This is a genomic window from Synechocystis sp. FACHB-383, from assembly GCF_014698605.1.
Classification (GTDB): Bacteria; Cyanobacteriota; Cyanobacteriia; order Cyanobacteriales; family Microcystaceae; genus Synechocystis; species Synechocystis salina.
Window position 1 is genome coordinate 70,718 of sequence record NZ_JACJTJ010000025.1, and the last position, 14,810, is coordinate 85,527.

General features: G+C 50.3%; 17 protein-coding genes, 1 tRNA gene and 1 pseudogene. 8 read left to right on the plus strand and 11 right to left on the minus strand.

Going from position 1 to position 14,810, the window contains the following annotated elements; genetic code table 11:
* The first annotated feature begins 91 nt into the window (after positions 1-91).
* The 3 genes from secD to lpxD all read left to right on the plus strand — a co-directional run bounded on the left by secD (position 92) and on the right by lpxD (position 3,716).
* On the plus strand, positions 92-1,507 hold the full coding sequence (gene secD, locus H6G45_RS06035) for a protein translocase subunit SecD (RefSeq protein ID WP_190597578.1): 1,416 nt from the start codon (positions 92-94) through the stop codon (positions 1,505-1,507).
* A 54-nt stretch (positions 1,508-1,561) separates the two neighbouring features.
* Positions 1,562-2,509, plus strand: coding sequence for a protein translocase subunit SecF (gene secF, locus H6G45_RS06040; RefSeq protein ID WP_190597558.1), 948 nt, complete (start codon positions 1,562-1,564; stop codon positions 2,507-2,509).
* Positions 2,510-2,681: 172 nt separating this feature from the next.
* Complete coding sequence (gene lpxD, locus H6G45_RS06045) at positions 2,682-3,716, plus strand: UDP-3-O-(3-hydroxymyristoyl)glucosamine N-acyltransferase (RefSeq protein ID WP_190597560.1); 1,035 nt, start codon at positions 2,682-2,684, stop codon at positions 3,714-3,716.
* A gap of 107 nt (positions 3,717-3,823) precedes the next feature.
* On the opposite strand, the gene rplT is transcribed toward lpxD, so the two are convergent.
* The 4 genes from rplT to H6G45_RS06065 form a co-directional block, all read right to left on the minus strand.
* On the minus strand, positions 3,824-4,177 hold the full coding sequence (rplT, locus tag H6G45_RS06050) for a 50S ribosomal protein L20 (RefSeq protein ID WP_028947990.1): 354 nt from the start codon (positions 4,175-4,177) through the stop codon (positions 3,824-3,826).
* Positions 4,178-4,317: 140 nt separating this feature from the next.
* Complete coding sequence (gene rpmI, locus H6G45_RS06055; protein WP_190597561.1) at positions 4,318-4,521, minus strand: 50S ribosomal protein L35; 204 nt, start codon at positions 4,519-4,521, stop codon at positions 4,318-4,320.
* Between the two features lie 70 nt (positions 4,522-4,591).
* Positions 4,592-5,323 (minus strand): DNA repair protein RadC, encoded by a 732-nt coding sequence (gene radC / locus H6G45_RS06060; protein WP_190597563.1) that lies wholly within the window; start codon positions 5,321-5,323, stop codon positions 4,592-4,594.
* Entirely contained in the window at positions 5,313-6,125 is an 813-nt protein-coding gene (locus H6G45_RS06065; RefSeq protein WP_190597565.1) for a rhodanese-related sulfurtransferase, read from the minus strand. Before H6G45_RS06065 ends, radC begins: the two co-directional genes overlap by 11 nt.
* A 91-nt stretch (positions 6,126-6,216) precedes the next feature.
* Between H6G45_RS06065 and H6G45_RS06070 the strand changes: the two genes are divergently transcribed.
* Positions 6,217-6,289 (plus strand) — tRNA-Ala (locus H6G45_RS06070).
* Here H6G45_RS06070 and urtD read toward each other — a convergent pair.
* The 5 genes from urtD to H6G45_RS06095 all read right to left on the minus strand — a co-directional run bounded on the left by urtD (position 6,280) and on the right by H6G45_RS06095 (position 10,803).
* On the minus strand, positions 6,280-7,401 hold the full coding sequence (gene urtD / locus H6G45_RS06075) for an urea ABC transporter ATP-binding protein UrtD (RefSeq protein WP_190597566.1): 1,122 nt from the start codon (positions 7,399-7,401) through the stop codon (positions 6,280-6,282). The two genes, H6G45_RS06070 and urtD, sit on opposite strands and share 10 nt — an antisense overlap.
* A gap of 181 nt (positions 7,402-7,582) precedes the next feature.
* Positions 7,583-8,266 carry a hypothetical protein gene (locus tag H6G45_RS06080; protein ID WP_190597567.1) on the minus strand — a complete coding sequence of 228 codons (684 nt, stop codon included), beginning with the start codon at positions 8,264-8,266 and terminating at the stop codon, positions 7,583-7,585.
* 27 nt (positions 8,267-8,293) lie between these two features.
* On the minus strand, positions 8,294-8,653 hold the full coding sequence (locus tag H6G45_RS06085; RefSeq protein WP_228017034.1) for a hypothetical protein: 360 nt from the start codon (positions 8,651-8,653) through the stop codon (positions 8,294-8,296).
* 87 nt (positions 8,654-8,740) lie between these two features.
* Positions 8,741-9,625: an ABC transporter permease gene (locus tag H6G45_RS06090; protein WP_190597568.1), complete on the minus strand. Its 885-nt coding sequence runs from the start codon at positions 9,623-9,625 to the stop codon at positions 8,741-8,743.
* Positions 9,626-9,777: 152 nt separating this feature from the next.
* Complete coding sequence (locus tag H6G45_RS06095) at positions 9,778-10,803, minus strand: ABC transporter ATP-binding protein (protein WP_190597569.1); 1,026 nt, start codon at positions 10,801-10,803, stop codon at positions 9,778-9,780.
* A gap of 85 nt (positions 10,804-10,888) precedes the next feature.
* On the opposite strand from H6G45_RS06095, the gene H6G45_RS06100 reads away from it, so the two are divergent.
* Positions 10,889-11,497 carry a DUF4126 domain-containing protein gene (locus H6G45_RS06100; protein WP_190597570.1) on the plus strand — a complete coding sequence of 203 codons (609 nt, stop codon included), beginning with the start codon at positions 10,889-10,891 and terminating at the stop codon, positions 11,495-11,497.
* A 25-nt stretch (positions 11,498-11,522) separates the two neighbouring features.
* Here the strand turns inward: H6G45_RS06100 and purF are convergent, their stop codons facing one another.
* The gene (gene purF / locus H6G45_RS06105; RefSeq protein ID WP_190597571.1) at positions 11,523-13,010 is read right to left on the minus strand and encodes an amidophosphoribosyltransferase; all 1,488 of its coding nucleotides are present in this window, start codon (positions 13,008-13,010) and stop codon (positions 11,523-11,525) included.
* Positions 13,011-13,280: 270 nt separating this feature from the next.
* On the opposite strand from purF, the gene H6G45_RS06110 reads away from it, so the two are divergent.
* Both H6G45_RS06110 and nrdR read left to right on the plus strand, forming a co-directional pair.
* Positions 13,281-13,376, plus strand: coding sequence for a photosystem II reaction center protein T (locus H6G45_RS06110; RefSeq protein ID WP_010873362.1), 96 nt, complete (start codon positions 13,281-13,283; stop codon positions 13,374-13,376).
* 154 nt (positions 13,377-13,530) lie between these two features.
* Complete coding sequence (nrdR, locus tag H6G45_RS06115; RefSeq protein WP_190597572.1) at positions 13,531-14,016, plus strand: transcriptional regulator NrdR; 486 nt, start codon at positions 13,531-13,533, stop codon at positions 14,014-14,016.
* 80 nt (positions 14,017-14,096) lie between these two features.
* Here nrdR and H6G45_RS06120 read toward each other — a convergent pair whose 3' ends face one another.
* Positions 14,097-14,621 (minus strand): hypothetical protein, encoded by a 525-nt coding sequence (locus H6G45_RS06120; RefSeq protein WP_242018074.1) that lies wholly within the window; start codon positions 14,619-14,621, stop codon positions 14,097-14,099.
* An 89-nt stretch (positions 14,622-14,710) separates the two neighbouring features.
* Here H6G45_RS06120 and H6G45_RS19505 point away from each other — a divergent pair.
* Positions 14,711-14,810, plus strand: a pseudogene (locus H6G45_RS19505) (IS630 family transposase); the annotation flags it as partial.

Below are 14,810 nucleotides of genomic sequence, written 5' to 3' on the forward strand. Positions count from 1 at the left end.
TCGCCGTTGTTGCTTTCGGCCCCAGGCGATCGCCTAGGGATTGACCCGTGGCACGATAGAATCGAACATTGTCCCCGATCAATTCCTTTCCATGCAAAGACTGCGTTGGCTACTGCTTTTAATTGTCGTCTTGGTCATTGGGGCCAGTTTTGTGCTGGCCAAGTTGCCCCTACAACTGGGTTTAGATCTACGGGGGGGCGCCCAGTTAACCATTGAAGTCCAACCCACTGCAGAAATTCCCCAAATCGACAACGATAGTTTGGTGGCAGTAAAAACAGTGATCGAAAACCGGGTTAATGCCCTGGGAGTATCGGAACCATTGGTGCAAACTGCTGGGGAAGATAAAGTGGTGGTGCAACTGCCTGGGGTAACCGATCCGGGTCAGGCAGAAAGGATTTTGGGGGGGACAGCCCAGTTAGAATTTCAGCAACAACGGCCCGGCACAGAGGGAGAATTTCAAGCGGAATACACGATTAAGCGCCAACTGGATGCGGAATTGGAAAATCTCCGTCGCTCCGGTGCTTCCCCGGAAAATAGCGATCGCCTCCAGCAATTGTTGGCAGAACGGGAACAGTCCAACCAAGCTTTGCTGGCGCTGTTTGAACCCATGGGACTAACGGGGAAAAACCTCACTGATGCCCGCCCCAGTCCCAACCAATCTGGTACTGCGTGGGAAGTGGCCCTCCGGTTTGATGAAGAAGGGGGAAAGAAATTTGCCGAGTTAACCCAGGCTGTTGCTGGTACAGGACGGAGCTTAGGCGTGTTTTTGGATAATGACTTGATCAGTGCTCCGGTGGTGGGAGTGGAATTTGCTAATACAGGCATTACCGGGGGAGCGGCGGTCATTACGGGGAACTTCACCATCGACACAGCCAATGATCTGGCGGTGCAACTGCGGGGCGGCTCCCTACCATTCCCGGTGGAAGTGGTGGAAAATCGCACAGTGGGGGCCACGTTGGGGCAGGAAAGCATCCGGCGCAGTTTGGTGGCGGGATTCGTTGGTTTAGCCCTGGTGCTGATTTTTATGGCGGTCTATTACCGTTTGCCCGGCATTGTGGCGGATGTCTCCCTGGTCATTTATGCGGTTTTGACCCTAGCGGCCTTTGCCTTGGTGGGGGTGACCCTGACCCTGCCCGGTATTGCCGGTTTTATCCTCAGTATTGGTATGGCAGTGGATGCCAATGTATTGATTTTTGAACGAACTAGGGAAGAATTACGGGGGGGCAATACCCTCTATCGCTCGGTGGAATCGGGCTTTTTCCGGGCTTTTTCCAGTATTTTGGATAGTAATGTCACCACCCTGATTGCCTGTGCAGCCCTGTTCTGGTTTGGTTCCGGTTTGGTGAAAGGCTTTGCCCTCACCTTGGCGATCGGAGTCATGGTGAGTTTGTTTACTGCCTTGACCTGTAGCCGTACTCTTTTACTGGTGATTGTGCTCAGTCTGCCTAAGGTTCGTCAAAATCCCAAACTGTTTTGCCCTAATCTCTCGGTGCCGGCTAAATCATAAATTAACTACTTACTAAAAATTTTTTTTCATTCTCCCTGACCAATCTTAAAAACTATGAAATTAGACCTGTTCAAATGGGAAAAACCGGCTTGGATTACCTCTTCCCTTTTGGTGTTGATCAGTATCATCGCCATGGTAATTTCCTGGGTACAGTTCCAAGCGCCCTTTAAGCCGGGTCTGGATTTTGTCGGGGGCACCCGTTTGCAATTACAACTGGAATGCGCCAGTAAGAATAATTGCCCTGCGGCGATCGATGTGGCCAAGGTGCAGAATATTCTCAATGGGGTGGGCCTGGGTAACAGTAGTGTGCAGGTGATTGAGGACTATACCCTTTCCATTCGTCAACAAACCCTGGATGTGGAACAACGGGAAACGGTGCAGAAAGCACTGAATGAGGGCATCGGCAAGTTTGACCCGGAAACCATCCAAATCGACACCGTTGGCCCCACCGTGGGTAAGGCTTTATTCCGTTCTGGCGTGTTAGCCCTGGTGATTTCCCTCCTGGGCATTATTATTTATCTAACCATCCGTTTTCAGCTAGATTACGCTGTTTTTGCCATTGTGGCTCTGCTCTACGATGCGTTGATCACTATGGGAGCCTTTGCCATTTTTGGCCTACTGGGAGGGGTGGAAGTAGACAGTCTTTTCCTGGTGGCCTTACTGACCATTATTGGTTTTTCTGTCAATGACACCGTGGTAATTTACGACCGGGTGCGGGAAACCCTAGAGCGCCATCCCGACTGGGATATTAACCATGTGGTGGATGATGCTGTCAATCAAACCTTGACCCGTTCCATTAACACTTCTCTGACCACTTCTTTACCCCTGGTGGCAATCTTTCTTTTTGGGGGCGATAGTCTGAAATTCTTTGCTTTGGCTTTGATTATTGGCTTTGCTTCCGGTGTTTATTCCAGTATATTCATGGCCACTACCCTCTGGGCCTGGTGGCGTAAACGGCGATCGCCTCGGAGTCCCAAGGGAGAAGTGGTGGCAGAGGTTTAATTTTTCAACTTTGTCCTAATTAAGCCTGAATTTCCGCTCCCCTGCATTCCCCTGGTTGTGAAGCTTGGGCAAATCCCCCAGACCAAAGTTAGTACCGGCAACAAGGCAGCAGAAAGGTCAAAGCCTTATGGGAAAATGGTCACAATTTAGCTTTTAGCTTTGCCAATCTCCCATGGAATTTAGCCAACTCGTAGAACGTCTACAACCCCAGATCCAAACCCACAGCCTAGAAAAATTTGGCGATCGCAATCCAACCATTGGGGGCGTTGCGGCCTTAACGGAGGCATTGCCGGGGCAAATTAGTTATGTCGATAGTGCCAAGTATGCGCCCCAAATGCAGGCGACCCAGGCCAGTGCGCTGATTTTACCCCTGGATGAAAAACTTCAAGCAGAAGCGGATGCCCAAGGCATAGCCTGGTGTGCCACCGCCCAACCCCGGTTGCTATTTGCGGCGGCGATCGCCGTTTTCTATCAGCCCTACCGTCCCCCGGCCGGTATCCATGGCACAGCAGTCATTGACCCCTCGGTGCAATGGGGTGAGGAGGTCAGTATTGGCCCCCATGTGGTAATTTATCCCAACGTGACCCTAGGCGATCGGGTTTGCATCCACGGCAATGTAGTCATTTATCCAGGGGTTACCATTGGTAACGACACCATACTCCACGGTAACTGCACCATCCACGAACGGACGCAGATTGGCCAAGGTTGTGTAATCCATAGCGGAGCGGCGATCGGGGCAGAAGGTTTCGGCTTTGTGCCCACCCCTGAAGGTTGGTTCAAGATGGAGCAATCAGGCAAGGTGGTTTTAGAGGACGGGGTAGAAATTGGCTGTAATAGTGCGGTAGATCGCCCTGCCGTGGGGGAAACCCGCATCGGCAAAAATACTAAATTGGACAATATGGTGCATGTGGCCCATGGTTGTCGCATTGGCGAGGCCTGTGCCCTGGCCGGTCAAGTGGGCTTAGCCGGGGGAGTCACCATCGGTAACCGGGTTATCCTCGCCGGACAAGTGGGAGTAGCAGATAAATCCCAGATCGGCGACGGGGCGATCGCCTCTGCCCAAACGGGAATCCATGGCAAAGTGGGAGCCAAGGAAGTAGTTTGCGGCAGTCCCCACATGCCCCACAAGCTTTATCTCAAAGCCTCTACCATCTACAAACGTTTGCCGGAAATTTACGACACCCTGAAAAAATTGAAAAAAGTTTAATATTGTCCAACGAAAAACCCCACCCTAGATTACCGGGATGGGGAGTTTCTCTTTTAGGTTCAATTGTTTAAACCGGCCAGCCTTGCCCAAAGGGAAAATAAAGTTTTTTATTTCGCAGCGGCGGCTACTTTCACCACTTCACTAAAGGCAGCGGGGTCTAATACGGCCAACTGGGCCAACATTTTGCGGTTGATTTCAATGTTGGCTTTTTTCAATTGTCCGGTCAGCTTGCTGTAGCTCATGCCCTCTTGGCGAGCAGCGGCGTTGATGCGGGTAATCCACAGACGACGAAAATCCCGTTTACGCTTACGGCGATCGCGGTAGGCATTACGCAGGGCCTTCATCACCTGTTGGTTAGCGGTGCGGAAAAGTTTGGAGTGGGAACCCCGGAAACCTTTGGCTAACTTGAGAATTTTTTTGCGGCGTTTGCGGGCGACGTTGCCCCGTTTAACTCTGGTCATAGTAACTTTAAAAAACTAAAGATAACTTCAGCCTTGCCCAGGAAACTGGTTTGGGGTCAGAACCTTACTAAGATCTTCCCCATGCCAACTTCCCCTGGTACCTAGCTGAAAAGTGAGCAAAAATGGCGTTAACTACTCAATTACATATAGGGAAGCATGAGCCGGACATTTTTTTCATCGGCTTCATGCACCAAAGCAAGGTTGGAAAGACGACGATGGGTCTGTTCGGAACTCTTATGTTCCAATAGGTGATTTTTAAACGCTTTACGACGGATAATCTTCTTGCCACTGCCGGTTGGGCGAAATCGTTTGGCGGCGGCTTTACGAGTTTTAAGTTTGGGCATAATGTGGCTGGTAATCGAACACAGTCTTCCACTATACCATGGCTAACCCAGACATTGGACTTTTTCTCCCCTAATCTCCCTGGGGAAAGCGTTCCCACAAATCTGTGCATTGCCGTAAACTCCGGTGCTTGCCGTGGCCCAAAATGAGATGATCTAATACCGGAATTTGCAGGTATTGAGCCCCCTGGAGTAGTAATTCTGTCAGCCGGATATCTTCCGGGCTCGGATCGAGTCCACCGGAGGGGTGATTATGGGCCACAATCAGCCTCGTAGCTCCCTGTTTAATCACTTCCCGAAAAATTTCCCTGGGGTGAATGAGGGTCTCTGTGGCGGTACCAATGGTAATCACTTTGGTGGCTAGCAAACGATTTTTCACGTCTAGCATGACAATGGCAAAATGTTCCTGGGCCTGCCACATCAAATCTTGGCTCAGGGCGATCGCCGCCGCTTCTGGACTATCCACCACCATTTTTTCCAGGGGCCGACTTTGAAAGACCCGTTTACCCAATTCCACCGCCGCTAAAATTGTGGTGGCTTTAGCAGGGCCAATGCCGGGAAAAGCAATTAGTTCCTGGGGATGGATACTACGCAACACGTCCATGGGGTCCTGACGATTTTGTCCCAACTGTTGCAAGATATATTGTCCCAGTCCCACCGCCGACAGCTTACCTTTGCCCTGGCCTGTGGCCAATAGAATGGCAATCAATTCTGCATTACCCAGGTGCTTGGCCCCATATTTGAGCAGTTTTTCCCTGGGGCGTTCATCCTCCGGCAGATCGGCAATTCTCAGGCTATAGCTCATTGCTTACCGCCACCGTTAAACCGCACTGGGGACAATGGCGCTCGCCAACACTGAGGGGATAACCACAACTGTCACAAAGGGCATGGGAACCCACCTTTAAACCTTCTTGCACCGCCACCCGTTGGTCAAAAACAAAACATTCCCCCTGCCACAAACTCTCCGACGGGGACACAGTTTCCAGGTAATTTAGGATGCCACCCTGGAGATGGTAAACCTCCGAAAATCCCTCTGTCAGAAGATAGGCACTGGCTTTTTCACAGCGGATTCCCCCGGTGCAAAACATCGCTACTTTTTTATTTTTTTGCTGATCCAGATTATTTTTCACATAGTCGGGGAACTGACGAAATCTTTTGGTGCGGGGATTAACTGCTCCTTGGAAGGTGCCGATCGCCACTTCATAATCGTTGCGGGTATCAATCACCACCACATCGGGGTCTTGAAGCAGTTCATTCCACTGCTGGGGAGAAACATAGGTTCCCACCTGTTTTTCTGGAGTCACCTGGGGCAGGCCAAGGCTGACTATTTCGGGCTTAATTTTCACCTTCATCCTTTGGAACGGAGTGGTTTCCGCCCAGGAATGACGCTGGGGCAAACTGGTTATACCCAAATCCGCCGCTATGGTTTTGACAATTTCCTCGATGGCTTCTGACTCACCGGCGATCGTGGCGTTGACCCCTTCCTCCGCCAACAGAATAGTTCCCTTTAGCCCCAGGCGATCGCACAACTCCTGCCAACGGCTTTGCTTTTCTGCCAAACAATCGAGCCGGGTGAAGTGGTAAAAAGTTGTTACCTGGTGAGCCATAGGAAAGCAGAAAAATCCTTGCTTGTTGTGAACTTCTATGGCTATAATAGCTGAGGTTTGTTACCAAAAGGAGTAACATTCGCCAGTTCAAGGGGGTTTAGCTCAGTTGGTAGAGCGCCTGCTTTGCAAGCAGGATGTCAGCGGTTCGAGTCCGCTAATCTCCATCTTCACCAGCACTGATAGCGGTGATAGGTAAATTTAGACCCCGCAGTAGTTCCTGGTAGGCCTGCCACTCCCAAAAAGGCTCCGGTTCTTGTCGGTGTACTGCCACAATTTCTTGACTCAGCCGCAACACCAATTCCCGGTCCTCTTGTTTGGGGATTTCTTTAGTTAAATTATCGAAGTTCACCTCAACCCCTTGTAAGAGGTAATCCTGCAACTCCTGTCGTAGATGCTGAGGATCGGATCCGGTGCCTTTGAACACCTGACTGAGGTTATCCAAAATAATGGCCATTTCTGTCTCCGAAATTTTGCCATCGGCGGCGGCCACAGCGGCCACTGTGCGGAGAATTTTAAACTGTTGGGGCGAAAGGCTGGGAGCTTCTCCTAAATATACTTCAATTACCTTTGGATCATTTTGAATTTGATCCATGTTGCCTTCGCACAATACCGAACCTTGATGGAGTACCGTCACCTTGCGGGCAATTTGACGCACAAACTCCATATCATGTTCAATCACAATGATGGAATGGCTTTCCGCTAGGGCCAAGAGCAAATCTCCCACATTTTCGGTTTCCTCATCGGTCAATCCCGCCACTGGTTCATCCACCAATAGCAGGGTAGGGGACTGGGCCACCAACATACCAATTTCCAACCGTTGTTTTTCCCCGTGGGAGAGCAGGGCGGCCGCCAAGTGAGCTTTGGGAGTCAGACCAACGGTTTCCAACAGTCCTCCCACACTACGCCGCTCAGCTCCGGTGGCTTGCCCCATCAGGGTACCCCAAACCGATTTATTGCGATTCACTGCCAAGTCTAAATTTTCCGCCACGGTTAGATTGAGATATACCCTAGGGGTTTGAAATTTCCGCCCCACCCCCAGGCGAGCAATGCGATATTCCGGAATTTTACGAATGTCCTTGCCCTGGAATAAAACCCGGCCCTCCGTTGGTTGAACTTTGCCGGTGATCACATCCAAAAAAGTGGTTTTGCCTGCGCCGTTGGGGCCAATAATGACCCGCAATTCCCCTGGATTCATGGAAAAAGTCAAGTGGTTGAGGGCCCGAAAGCCGTCAAAGCTCACTGTTAGGTCTTGAATTTCTAAGATTTTGCTGGTCATGGGCAATGGGGACAACCTAAAAATTGGGCCAGGACAAAGCCGGGGCAAACATTCCTGCTTGTCAATTCAAACAAGGGCTAGAGCGGAAAACTGTTTACCAGGAACGAAATTTTTTGCATTGCCATAGTCTTGTGGCTAATTTGCCCAGTTTGGCTGCCATCAAAGAAAAAAAATTACCTAGTTATCTTGCCAGGGATTCGGAGGAAACACCACCTTCAGAACCATTGCCATCTAAATTATTACCATTTTCGCCATCGGTTTCTAAATCTGCCTGTTGCCAATCCGTTGGCGATCGCCTGGTTAATTCCTCTAGAGAACGGGGCACTAGGCTAACTTTTTGGTTTTCTACCGGAATATCAGCATTCTCCACTGGGTCAACTAGGGCGTAGAGAGAATCCCCTGCAAAGTCCGGGTTCCCTAGTTGGAGGCGGTGGGTTTTGCCATTGACCAATTGAATGGTTAATTCTGTCCCGGCAGGACTGAGGCCATAGTCCTTCAACTCTACTGTCGACACCTCAAAATCCCGGCTATTCTGACTGCCCAAGATCACACCGAGCAAAAAATCCACTCCCGGGGCACTCACGGCTACTGGGTCGGGATTACCCATCAACCAAACAGACTTATCATGGTTGGCTTTGGCCTGGCGGTAGATTTTGACGCTCGTCGGGGTCGAGTCAGACCGGGTAATGGTGACCGATTGCACCAAATCAGCACTGAAGTCAAAATGGCGGGCTTGCGGTTGGCTTTCGATAACAGTTGCTTCATCTTGGGAGTGACGGCCCAGCTCCCAGGCCCCTACCCCCAATCCCAGAATCAAGGCCACTACCCAGAGCAACCAAGTGCCCCGCTTTAGTTTCAATGCCATAGGCCAAGCCCGTAATCACTATTAAGCCTAGGGCGATCCGGGTGCAGGGGCGATCGCTGGGTCGGTCTGTTGTTGCTGCATTTCCATTAGCCGCTGCTGTTGGAGTTGCTTGAATTGGTCTGCAGCCTTATTGATATTTCTTTGAGTATCCTCGGCAAAATCTGACCCATTGCGGGTACGACTCAAATTGGCATTGTGAATCAACGACATGGGGTCAAAGCCTCCCCCCAAGCCCTGCTTACTAGGGTCAACGTTGTTGGACACGAACGGATCTTCCCCTGGGGCGGTGCCAGTGGACTGACCCTGAACGGGGGCTAGGTTGATGCCCAATAAGCCAGTGGCGAGGGCACTGAGGGTTAAACAGCGGGTTAGCTGGGCTGTCTTCATCGTCATCAGGCTCCAGGTGATTAATTGGTCTACGATTCTAAAACTCAAAATTGTCGGGATCCGGAAGTTAGGCAAAGATAGCCAAAATTATAAAAAGCGACGTTTGAGCAAAGGCTGAATTAATAACAATACTAAACCATCAAACAGAACTAGCACCCCTAGCACCTGGGCAAAATTCAAACTGAACCAAGGGGCAGTTAAGACCGTACTCCCCAAACCCCAGTCACCATTGAGGTAGATATAGCGGATGGGCTCGATGGCATAGGTTAAAGGATTCAAGCTAGCCACCACCTGCAACCAATGGGCCATGAAGTCCAGGGGCGCCAGAGCAGTACTGGCGAAGAGTAGGGGTAAATTGGTGACGAAAATAACCGCAATCAATTCAATATGTCCCGGCAAAGCAAAAGCTAAGCCTAAACTTAGGGCCGTTACCCCCAACACAATCAGAAAAACAATCAAGGCGATCATCCCCAGGCCAACGCCGTTGGGCAAACCGGCCCCCAGTAGGGCACTGGCCCCCACAATTACCGCCGCTTGGATCAGGCTCAGGCTAATGATATAGACCGTGGAGGCGGCCACAATGGAATAGCGAGAGGCCAGCGGGGCCACCAGTAGGCGGTTCAAAAAACCAAATTCCCGGTCAAACATCACCGGCAGACCGGCATTCAGCGCTCCAGAAAAGGCAGTAAAAACGATAATTCCCGGTGCTAGAAATTGGGCATAGTTGAGGTCATTACCAAATAGACCCTGGGGAGCATTGAGAAATAGGGCACCAAAGAGTACTAGCCACATAAAGGGCTGGATGATGCCCGCCACTAGGGTAGTGGGGCGACGCTGTAATTGGATAAATAACCTCTTGGTTAGAGCAATGGTTTCTTGGAAAAACTCCGCTGCTCGGCTGGGGGGATTGGCTGGGGTGGCCTGGGGAGCTAGCAGGGAGATGATTTTGGGAGGGGTGAGGGTTTGGCTCATAAGACTTTGGGGTTGACGGCAGTTAAATTAATTTTGCTTAACTTTGCATTTACTGAGGGGAAGTTTTGCCTTGGAGACCATGGTAGGAAATTTTTTCCACCCTTGCTTTCATCGCCCCGGAAAAGTTGCCAGGAGATTTATTAACGTCGCAGTTAATTGGCTTTCATTGCTTGTTTTTTCTCCGCTTTGAGATCCCGTTGGGCAGCGGCGGCCAACTCCGCATCCATCAGGGTTTTGCCGGTGGCTGCCAGGTACACATCATCCAAACTAGGCCGGGATTGGGCCAAGCTGAAAATCGGTAAACCGTCAGCAAGCAGAGCTTTTTCAATTTGACTAAGGGGATTACTCTGGGGCGTCACCACCAGATTAAGGGAATTACCCTGGGCCTGGTTAACAATTACTTCCTGGACAAAAGCTAGGGAGCGGAGAATTTGGCTAGCTTTTTCCGCCTCCTGGTCTTCCGTAAATTCTTTAATTCTCAAGGTTACCCTGTCCCCTCCCACCCGGTCTTTAAGTTCCGTAGGGGTGCCGGTGGCAATCACTGTGCCTTGGTCAATGATGGCTAGGCGATCGGCTAGGGCGTCAATTTCCTCTAGGTAATGGCTTGTGATCACCACGGTGGTGCCCGCATCTCGCAATTGCCGCAAAAATTCCCAGAGAATAAAGCGACTTTCAATGTCTAGGCCTACCGAAGGTTCATCCAACACCAACACGGCCGGTTGATGCAGTAAACCTGCTGCCAAGTCCAAACGTTTTCGTAGTCCGCCGGAATAAGTGCCAGTTTTCTGATCTGCATAGGTCGTTAAACCTAAAATATCTAGCAGTTGGTCGATGCGTTTTTGGGTGCCACTAGCATCAAGATGGTAGAGGGAGGCTTGTAGTTGCAACAATTCTCGACCTGTTAAGATTTTATCTATGGCAACTTCCTGGGCCACATAACCTAAACGGCGGCGGGCCTGGCGGGGATCGCTTAATACGTTTACGCCATCAATCCATAGTTCCCCTCCGTCTGGCTTGGCGAGGGTACATAGACAACGGATCGTGGTGGTCTTACCGGCACCGTTGGGACCAAGTAAACCAAATATCTCTCCCCTGGGCACCGCAAAGGAAATGTCCTTTACCGCAGGGATCGCACCGTAGTTTTTTCGGAGTTGTTTGACTTGAACAGCAACGCCCATGAGGTAACTCCTTCCCATTTAATCTGCAACTTTTCTTAACATTATCCCTGATATGGTCGGTTTTGCCCTCCTGGTTTGAACTTTAATGAGCACCCTCCTTGGAATCCTTGCAATTTTGTCGGCGGCGGCGGCGGCGGGGATGCGCATTGCCCTGCCGCTGTTAATCGTTGGTCTGATTCAGGGTGAGCTGTGGTCAGAAGTGCCTCTACTCTGGAGGGTTAATCCTCAAGTGGTGGTGGCAGTTTTAACCAGTTGGTCCTTGTTTGAATTGTTTGGCTCAAAAAAATTGCTCGGCCAGAGGGTGCTGCAAATCGTGCAATTATTTTTCACACCCTTGGTGGGGGGAATGATGGCCATTACCGTCGCCAAGCTGCTGACCTCGGAACTGGAAATGGATTTCCGTTTTCCTCCCCTTTGGGTGGTGGGAGCAATTGGTTCCCTCTTTGCTTTGGTTATAAGGCTAGTGGCGATCGGCTGGTTTTTTCGTCTGCGGGGTCTGCCTTTTTGGGTAACGATTTTAGAGGATTTATTCTCCGTGGCACTGGTGCTATTTGCTTTCAAAGCTCCCCAAAATGGTGGCTTAATTGCGATCTTGCTGTTGTGGATTGTTGTCCGCAGTTCCACCGCCTGGAGAACCTGGTTTTTGGCTAACCGCAGTCCTGACCAGCCATCCCAGCCCAAAAATCACCGATGACCTATTTAGAATTTAGACTAATTTTTCAAGCCGTAATATTCTCCAGCATTAGTTTTGATCGCTTGACGACATCCGGTACGGTGATGGGGTACTTTCCGTTGAAGCAGGCGGAACAAAAATGGGAGACATCTTCCCCAGTGCATAACAGCATGCCTTCCTGGGATAGGTAAGCGAGGGAGTCCACCTCGATTTGTTCGGCAATTTCCGCTACCGTTAGTCGAGCCGCAATCAATTGATCTTGATTATCGGTATCAATGCCATAAAAACAAGGATGGGTCACTGGCGGGGAAGAAATCCGCATATGTACTTCCGTGGCCCCGGCTTCCCGTAAAGCTCGGACGATTTTGCGACTAGTGGTGCCCCGCACAATGGAGTCATCGACAATAATGACCCGTTTGCCGGCCAGTACGTCTTTGAGGGGATTGAGTTTCATGCGGATTCCGTGCTCCCGCATATGTTGGGTGGGTTGAATAAAGGTCCGCCCCACGTAACGATTTTTGATTAACCCCTCGGCATAGGGAATACCGGAAGCTTGGGAAAAACCGATCGCCGCTGGAATACCAGAATCAGGCACTCCCATCACCAGATCAGCATCAATGGCGGATTCCTTAGCCAACCGTTTGCCAATGCGCATGCGGTAGGTATAGAGACTTTCATCATTAACCACGCTATCCGGACGAGAAAAATAAATCATCTCGAACACACAGAGTTTGCGCTCGGCGCTTTCGGCCAATCGATGGGAAACTAAGCCCGATTCGGTGATATACACCAACTCCCCAGCTTCCACTGTGCGGACATAGGTGGCACCAATGATATCCAGGGCACAGGTCTCCGATGCCAATACATAGCGGGGAATTTCTTCCTCTAAAATGCCGATTACTAGGGGACGAATGCCATGGGGATCCCTGACTCCAATAATTCCATCCGGCGTGCCGACCACTAAGCTATAGGCTCCAGTGCAAAGAGTCAGAGCTGCAATGGTGCCTTCCACCCAGTCTTTGCCCCTATCCACCTCGTTGGCGATCGCCACTGCAATCATTTCCGAATCAGTGGTGGTGACAAAATCTTCACAGCCCCTTTCCGCCAGAGCTTCCCGCAACTGATTAGTGTTAACCAAATTGCCATTGTGGGCCAGGGCCAGGGGTCCCAAACGGGTAGGGAGCACCGCCGGTTGAGCATTGACCCGATGGCTGGAGCCCGTAGTGGAATAACGGGTGTGGCCCACAGCCAGACTGCCCACCATCTCATTGAGTTTGGATTCTTGAAAAACCTGGGACACTAGCCCCATATCCTTGTGACAATGAACCGTTTTTCCAGCAAAAGTGGCAATACCCGCCGACTCCTGCCCCCGATGTTGCAGGGCATAAAGTCCAAAATAGGTCAATTTGGCCACCGCTTCTTCGGGTGCATAGATGCCAAACACCCCACAGGCTTCTTCTGGTTTATCGGCATGGTGGCCAGACAAAGGCTGACTATCGGTCAACTCAGTCAACTCACTGGAGGAGGGAAACATGGCGGCAATCTTCCTGGATCAGGGTAGAGAAAAACGGAGACGAAAACTAAATCCTAGACTATGGGAATTGGTGGATTCCCGCCAGACAGGGAAGGCAATGGGGAACGGGCCTAAACTCCTTAATCAATTGTTAATCGTTAACTCATACTAGCAAAGAAGCAGTGCCCCCACCGCAGTGTTTGGTTCCCGGTTAAGTTGGTCTAGTTGTCAGGGGACAGGGGAATGTATAGATTAGTGTGTAAGGATAAATTTTTAGGAATTTTTTAGATTATGGAAAGTGTTGCTTACATTCTGGTGCTGACCATGGCCCTTGCGGTCCTTTTCTTTGCGATCGCCTTCCGGGAACCCCCCCGCATCGAAAAATAGCCTTATTAAAGGGTCTCTCCCCCAGGTGTTGCTTGCCGGGATACTCCCTTAGAAACCCCAGTTTTTACCTCTGTCTTAACCGTGGGCTGGCTTGACTTTGACGCAACATTCTTGTATGCGTTAGGTTGGGCTAAGCTCATTTTTTGTCGCCATTATGCAATGTCCTCACTGTCAGCATCACAATAGTCGCGTCCTCGAATCCCGTTCCAGCGAAGGTGGCCAAAGTATTAGGCGAAGGCGGGAATGTTTGGAATGTAAACACCGTTTCACCACCTACGAACGGCTGGAGTTGTTACCTGTCACGGTCATTAAACAGGACGGGGAACGGCAGGCCTTTGACCGCTCCAAACTACTGCAGGGTATGGTACGGGCCTGTGAAAAAACTGACATTAATTTCCAGCGCCTAGAACATATTGTTGAAGAGATTGAAGCCAATTTACAACAACAGCCGAAACGCGAAATTCACAGCGAGGCGATCGGGCAGATGGTGTTGCAATATTTACGCCAGGAAAGCGAAGTGGCCTATATCCGTTTTGCTTCCGTGTATGGCCGATTTCAAGGCATTGCAGACTTTGTGGATACCCTGGAGCAACTGCAACGGGAACAACATCCTGAACCGCAATATTCAACCATGTCCTAGATTATCTTCGCCAGGCTTCAATTTACCCCCTAGCTAATAACTGTTAGCCAGATTAAGTAACCGGGAAATTACCCCCAAACTTAACGACAACCAACTAGGGTGGCCGTATAGGTTTTGCCCAATGAGTCTAGCCCATTGACAAAAAGATTTACCTGATAGGGCTGGTCTTCGGGAGTCGCGTTACCAACAATTTCCAAGGGGGTATTGGGCTTAAAGACAAAACCTTGTTGATTGAAAAGCTCCGTAGCGGTTTGATCGCTATATTTTAAAAACATCCGAATATCAAAGGGATTGGATTCAGCGGAGGTTGCCGTCATCACGAATTTTTTAAAAACCGTTCCTCCCGGCACTGCCCAATCCGTATTCCAGTTATTACGGGTTATGTTAATGCCCAACATTCCCAATGGCCCTGCGGGAATAGTTGGAACAGCCACGGTTTTCGTCACCGTATTACCCTGGCCTCCCACTAAGGGAATGGGCACACAGGTTTCGCCATGGCCAGGAGTTGCCAGGCCCACCGCCAGGGAAATGCCAGCTATAGCCAGGGTTAGGGATTTAGTCAGGGGAGCCATGGGGGTCAGCCGGGGGAAAGGGGGGTTAATCATCAGAAAAATAGGTCTGAAAATTAGTGGATATTATAGCAAAGATTGCTAAGGTTAGGACATAATATAGGGAAAGAGTTAGGAAAAAAGCGATGCCAGCCCCCTACAGTATAGATCTAAGAGAGAAAGCGGTAAGTGCAGTAGAAAAAGGAGAGAAGAAAAGCCATGTCTGCCGAACACTGAACATTAGTC

Coding starts and splice junctions, on each gene's coding strand:
- H6G45_RS06095 (WP_190597569.1), bottom strand. CDS start 10,803: ATGGGCGTTGCTGTTCAAGTCAAACAACTCCGAAAAAACTACGGTGCG.
- H6G45_RS06085 (WP_228017034.1), bottom strand. CDS start 8,653: ATGAAGACAGCCCAGCTAACCCGCTGTTTAACCCTCAGTGCCCTCGCC.
- radC (WP_190597563.1), bottom strand. CDS start 5,323: ATGAGCTATAGCCTGAGAATTGCCGATCTGCCGGAGGATGAACGCCCC.
- secD (WP_190597578.1), top strand. CDS start 92: ATGCAAAGACTGCGTTGGCTACTGCTTTTAATTGTCGTCTTGGTCATT.
- rpmI (WP_190597561.1), bottom strand. CDS start 4,521: ATGCCCAAACTTAAAACTCGTAAAGCCGCCGCCAAACGATTTCGCCCA.
- urtD (WP_190597566.1), bottom strand. CDS start 7,401: ATGACCAGCAAAATCTTAGAAATTCAAGACCTAACAGTGAGCTTTGAC.
- H6G45_RS06090 (WP_190597568.1), bottom strand. CDS start 9,625: ATGAGCCAAACCCTCACCCCTCCCAAAATCATCTCCCTGCTAGCTCCC.
- H6G45_RS06065 (WP_190597565.1), bottom strand. CDS start 6,125: ATGGCTCACCAGGTAACAACTTTTTACCACTTCACCCGGCTCGATTGT.
- nrdR (WP_190597572.1), top strand. CDS start 13,531: ATGCAATGTCCTCACTGTCAGCATCACAATAGTCGCGTCCTCGAATCC.
- secF (WP_190597558.1), top strand. CDS start 1,562: ATGAAATTAGACCTGTTCAAATGGGAAAAACCGGCTTGGATTACCTCT.
- purF (WP_190597571.1), bottom strand. CDS start 13,010: ATGTTTCCCTCCTCCAGTGAGTTGACTGAGTTGACCGATAGTCAGCCT.
- H6G45_RS06120 (WP_242018074.1), bottom strand. CDS start 14,621: ATGATTAACCCCCCTTTCCCCCGGCTGACCCCCATGGCTCCCCTGACT.
- lpxD (WP_190597560.1), top strand. CDS start 2,682: ATGGAATTTAGCCAACTCGTAGAACGTCTACAACCCCAGATCCAAACC.
- H6G45_RS06080 (WP_190597567.1), bottom strand. CDS start 8,266: ATGGCATTGAAACTAAAGCGGGGCACTTGGTTGCTCTGGGTAGTGGCC.
- H6G45_RS06100 (WP_190597570.1), top strand. CDS start 10,889: ATGAGCACCCTCCTTGGAATCCTTGCAATTTTGTCGGCGGCGGCGGCG.
- rplT (WP_028947990.1), bottom strand. CDS start 4,177: ATGACCAGAGTTAAACGGGGCAACGTCGCCCGCAAACGCCGCAAAAAA.
- H6G45_RS06110 (WP_010873362.1), top strand. CDS start 13,281: ATGGAAAGTGTTGCTTACATTCTGGTGCTGACCATGGCCCTTGCGGTC.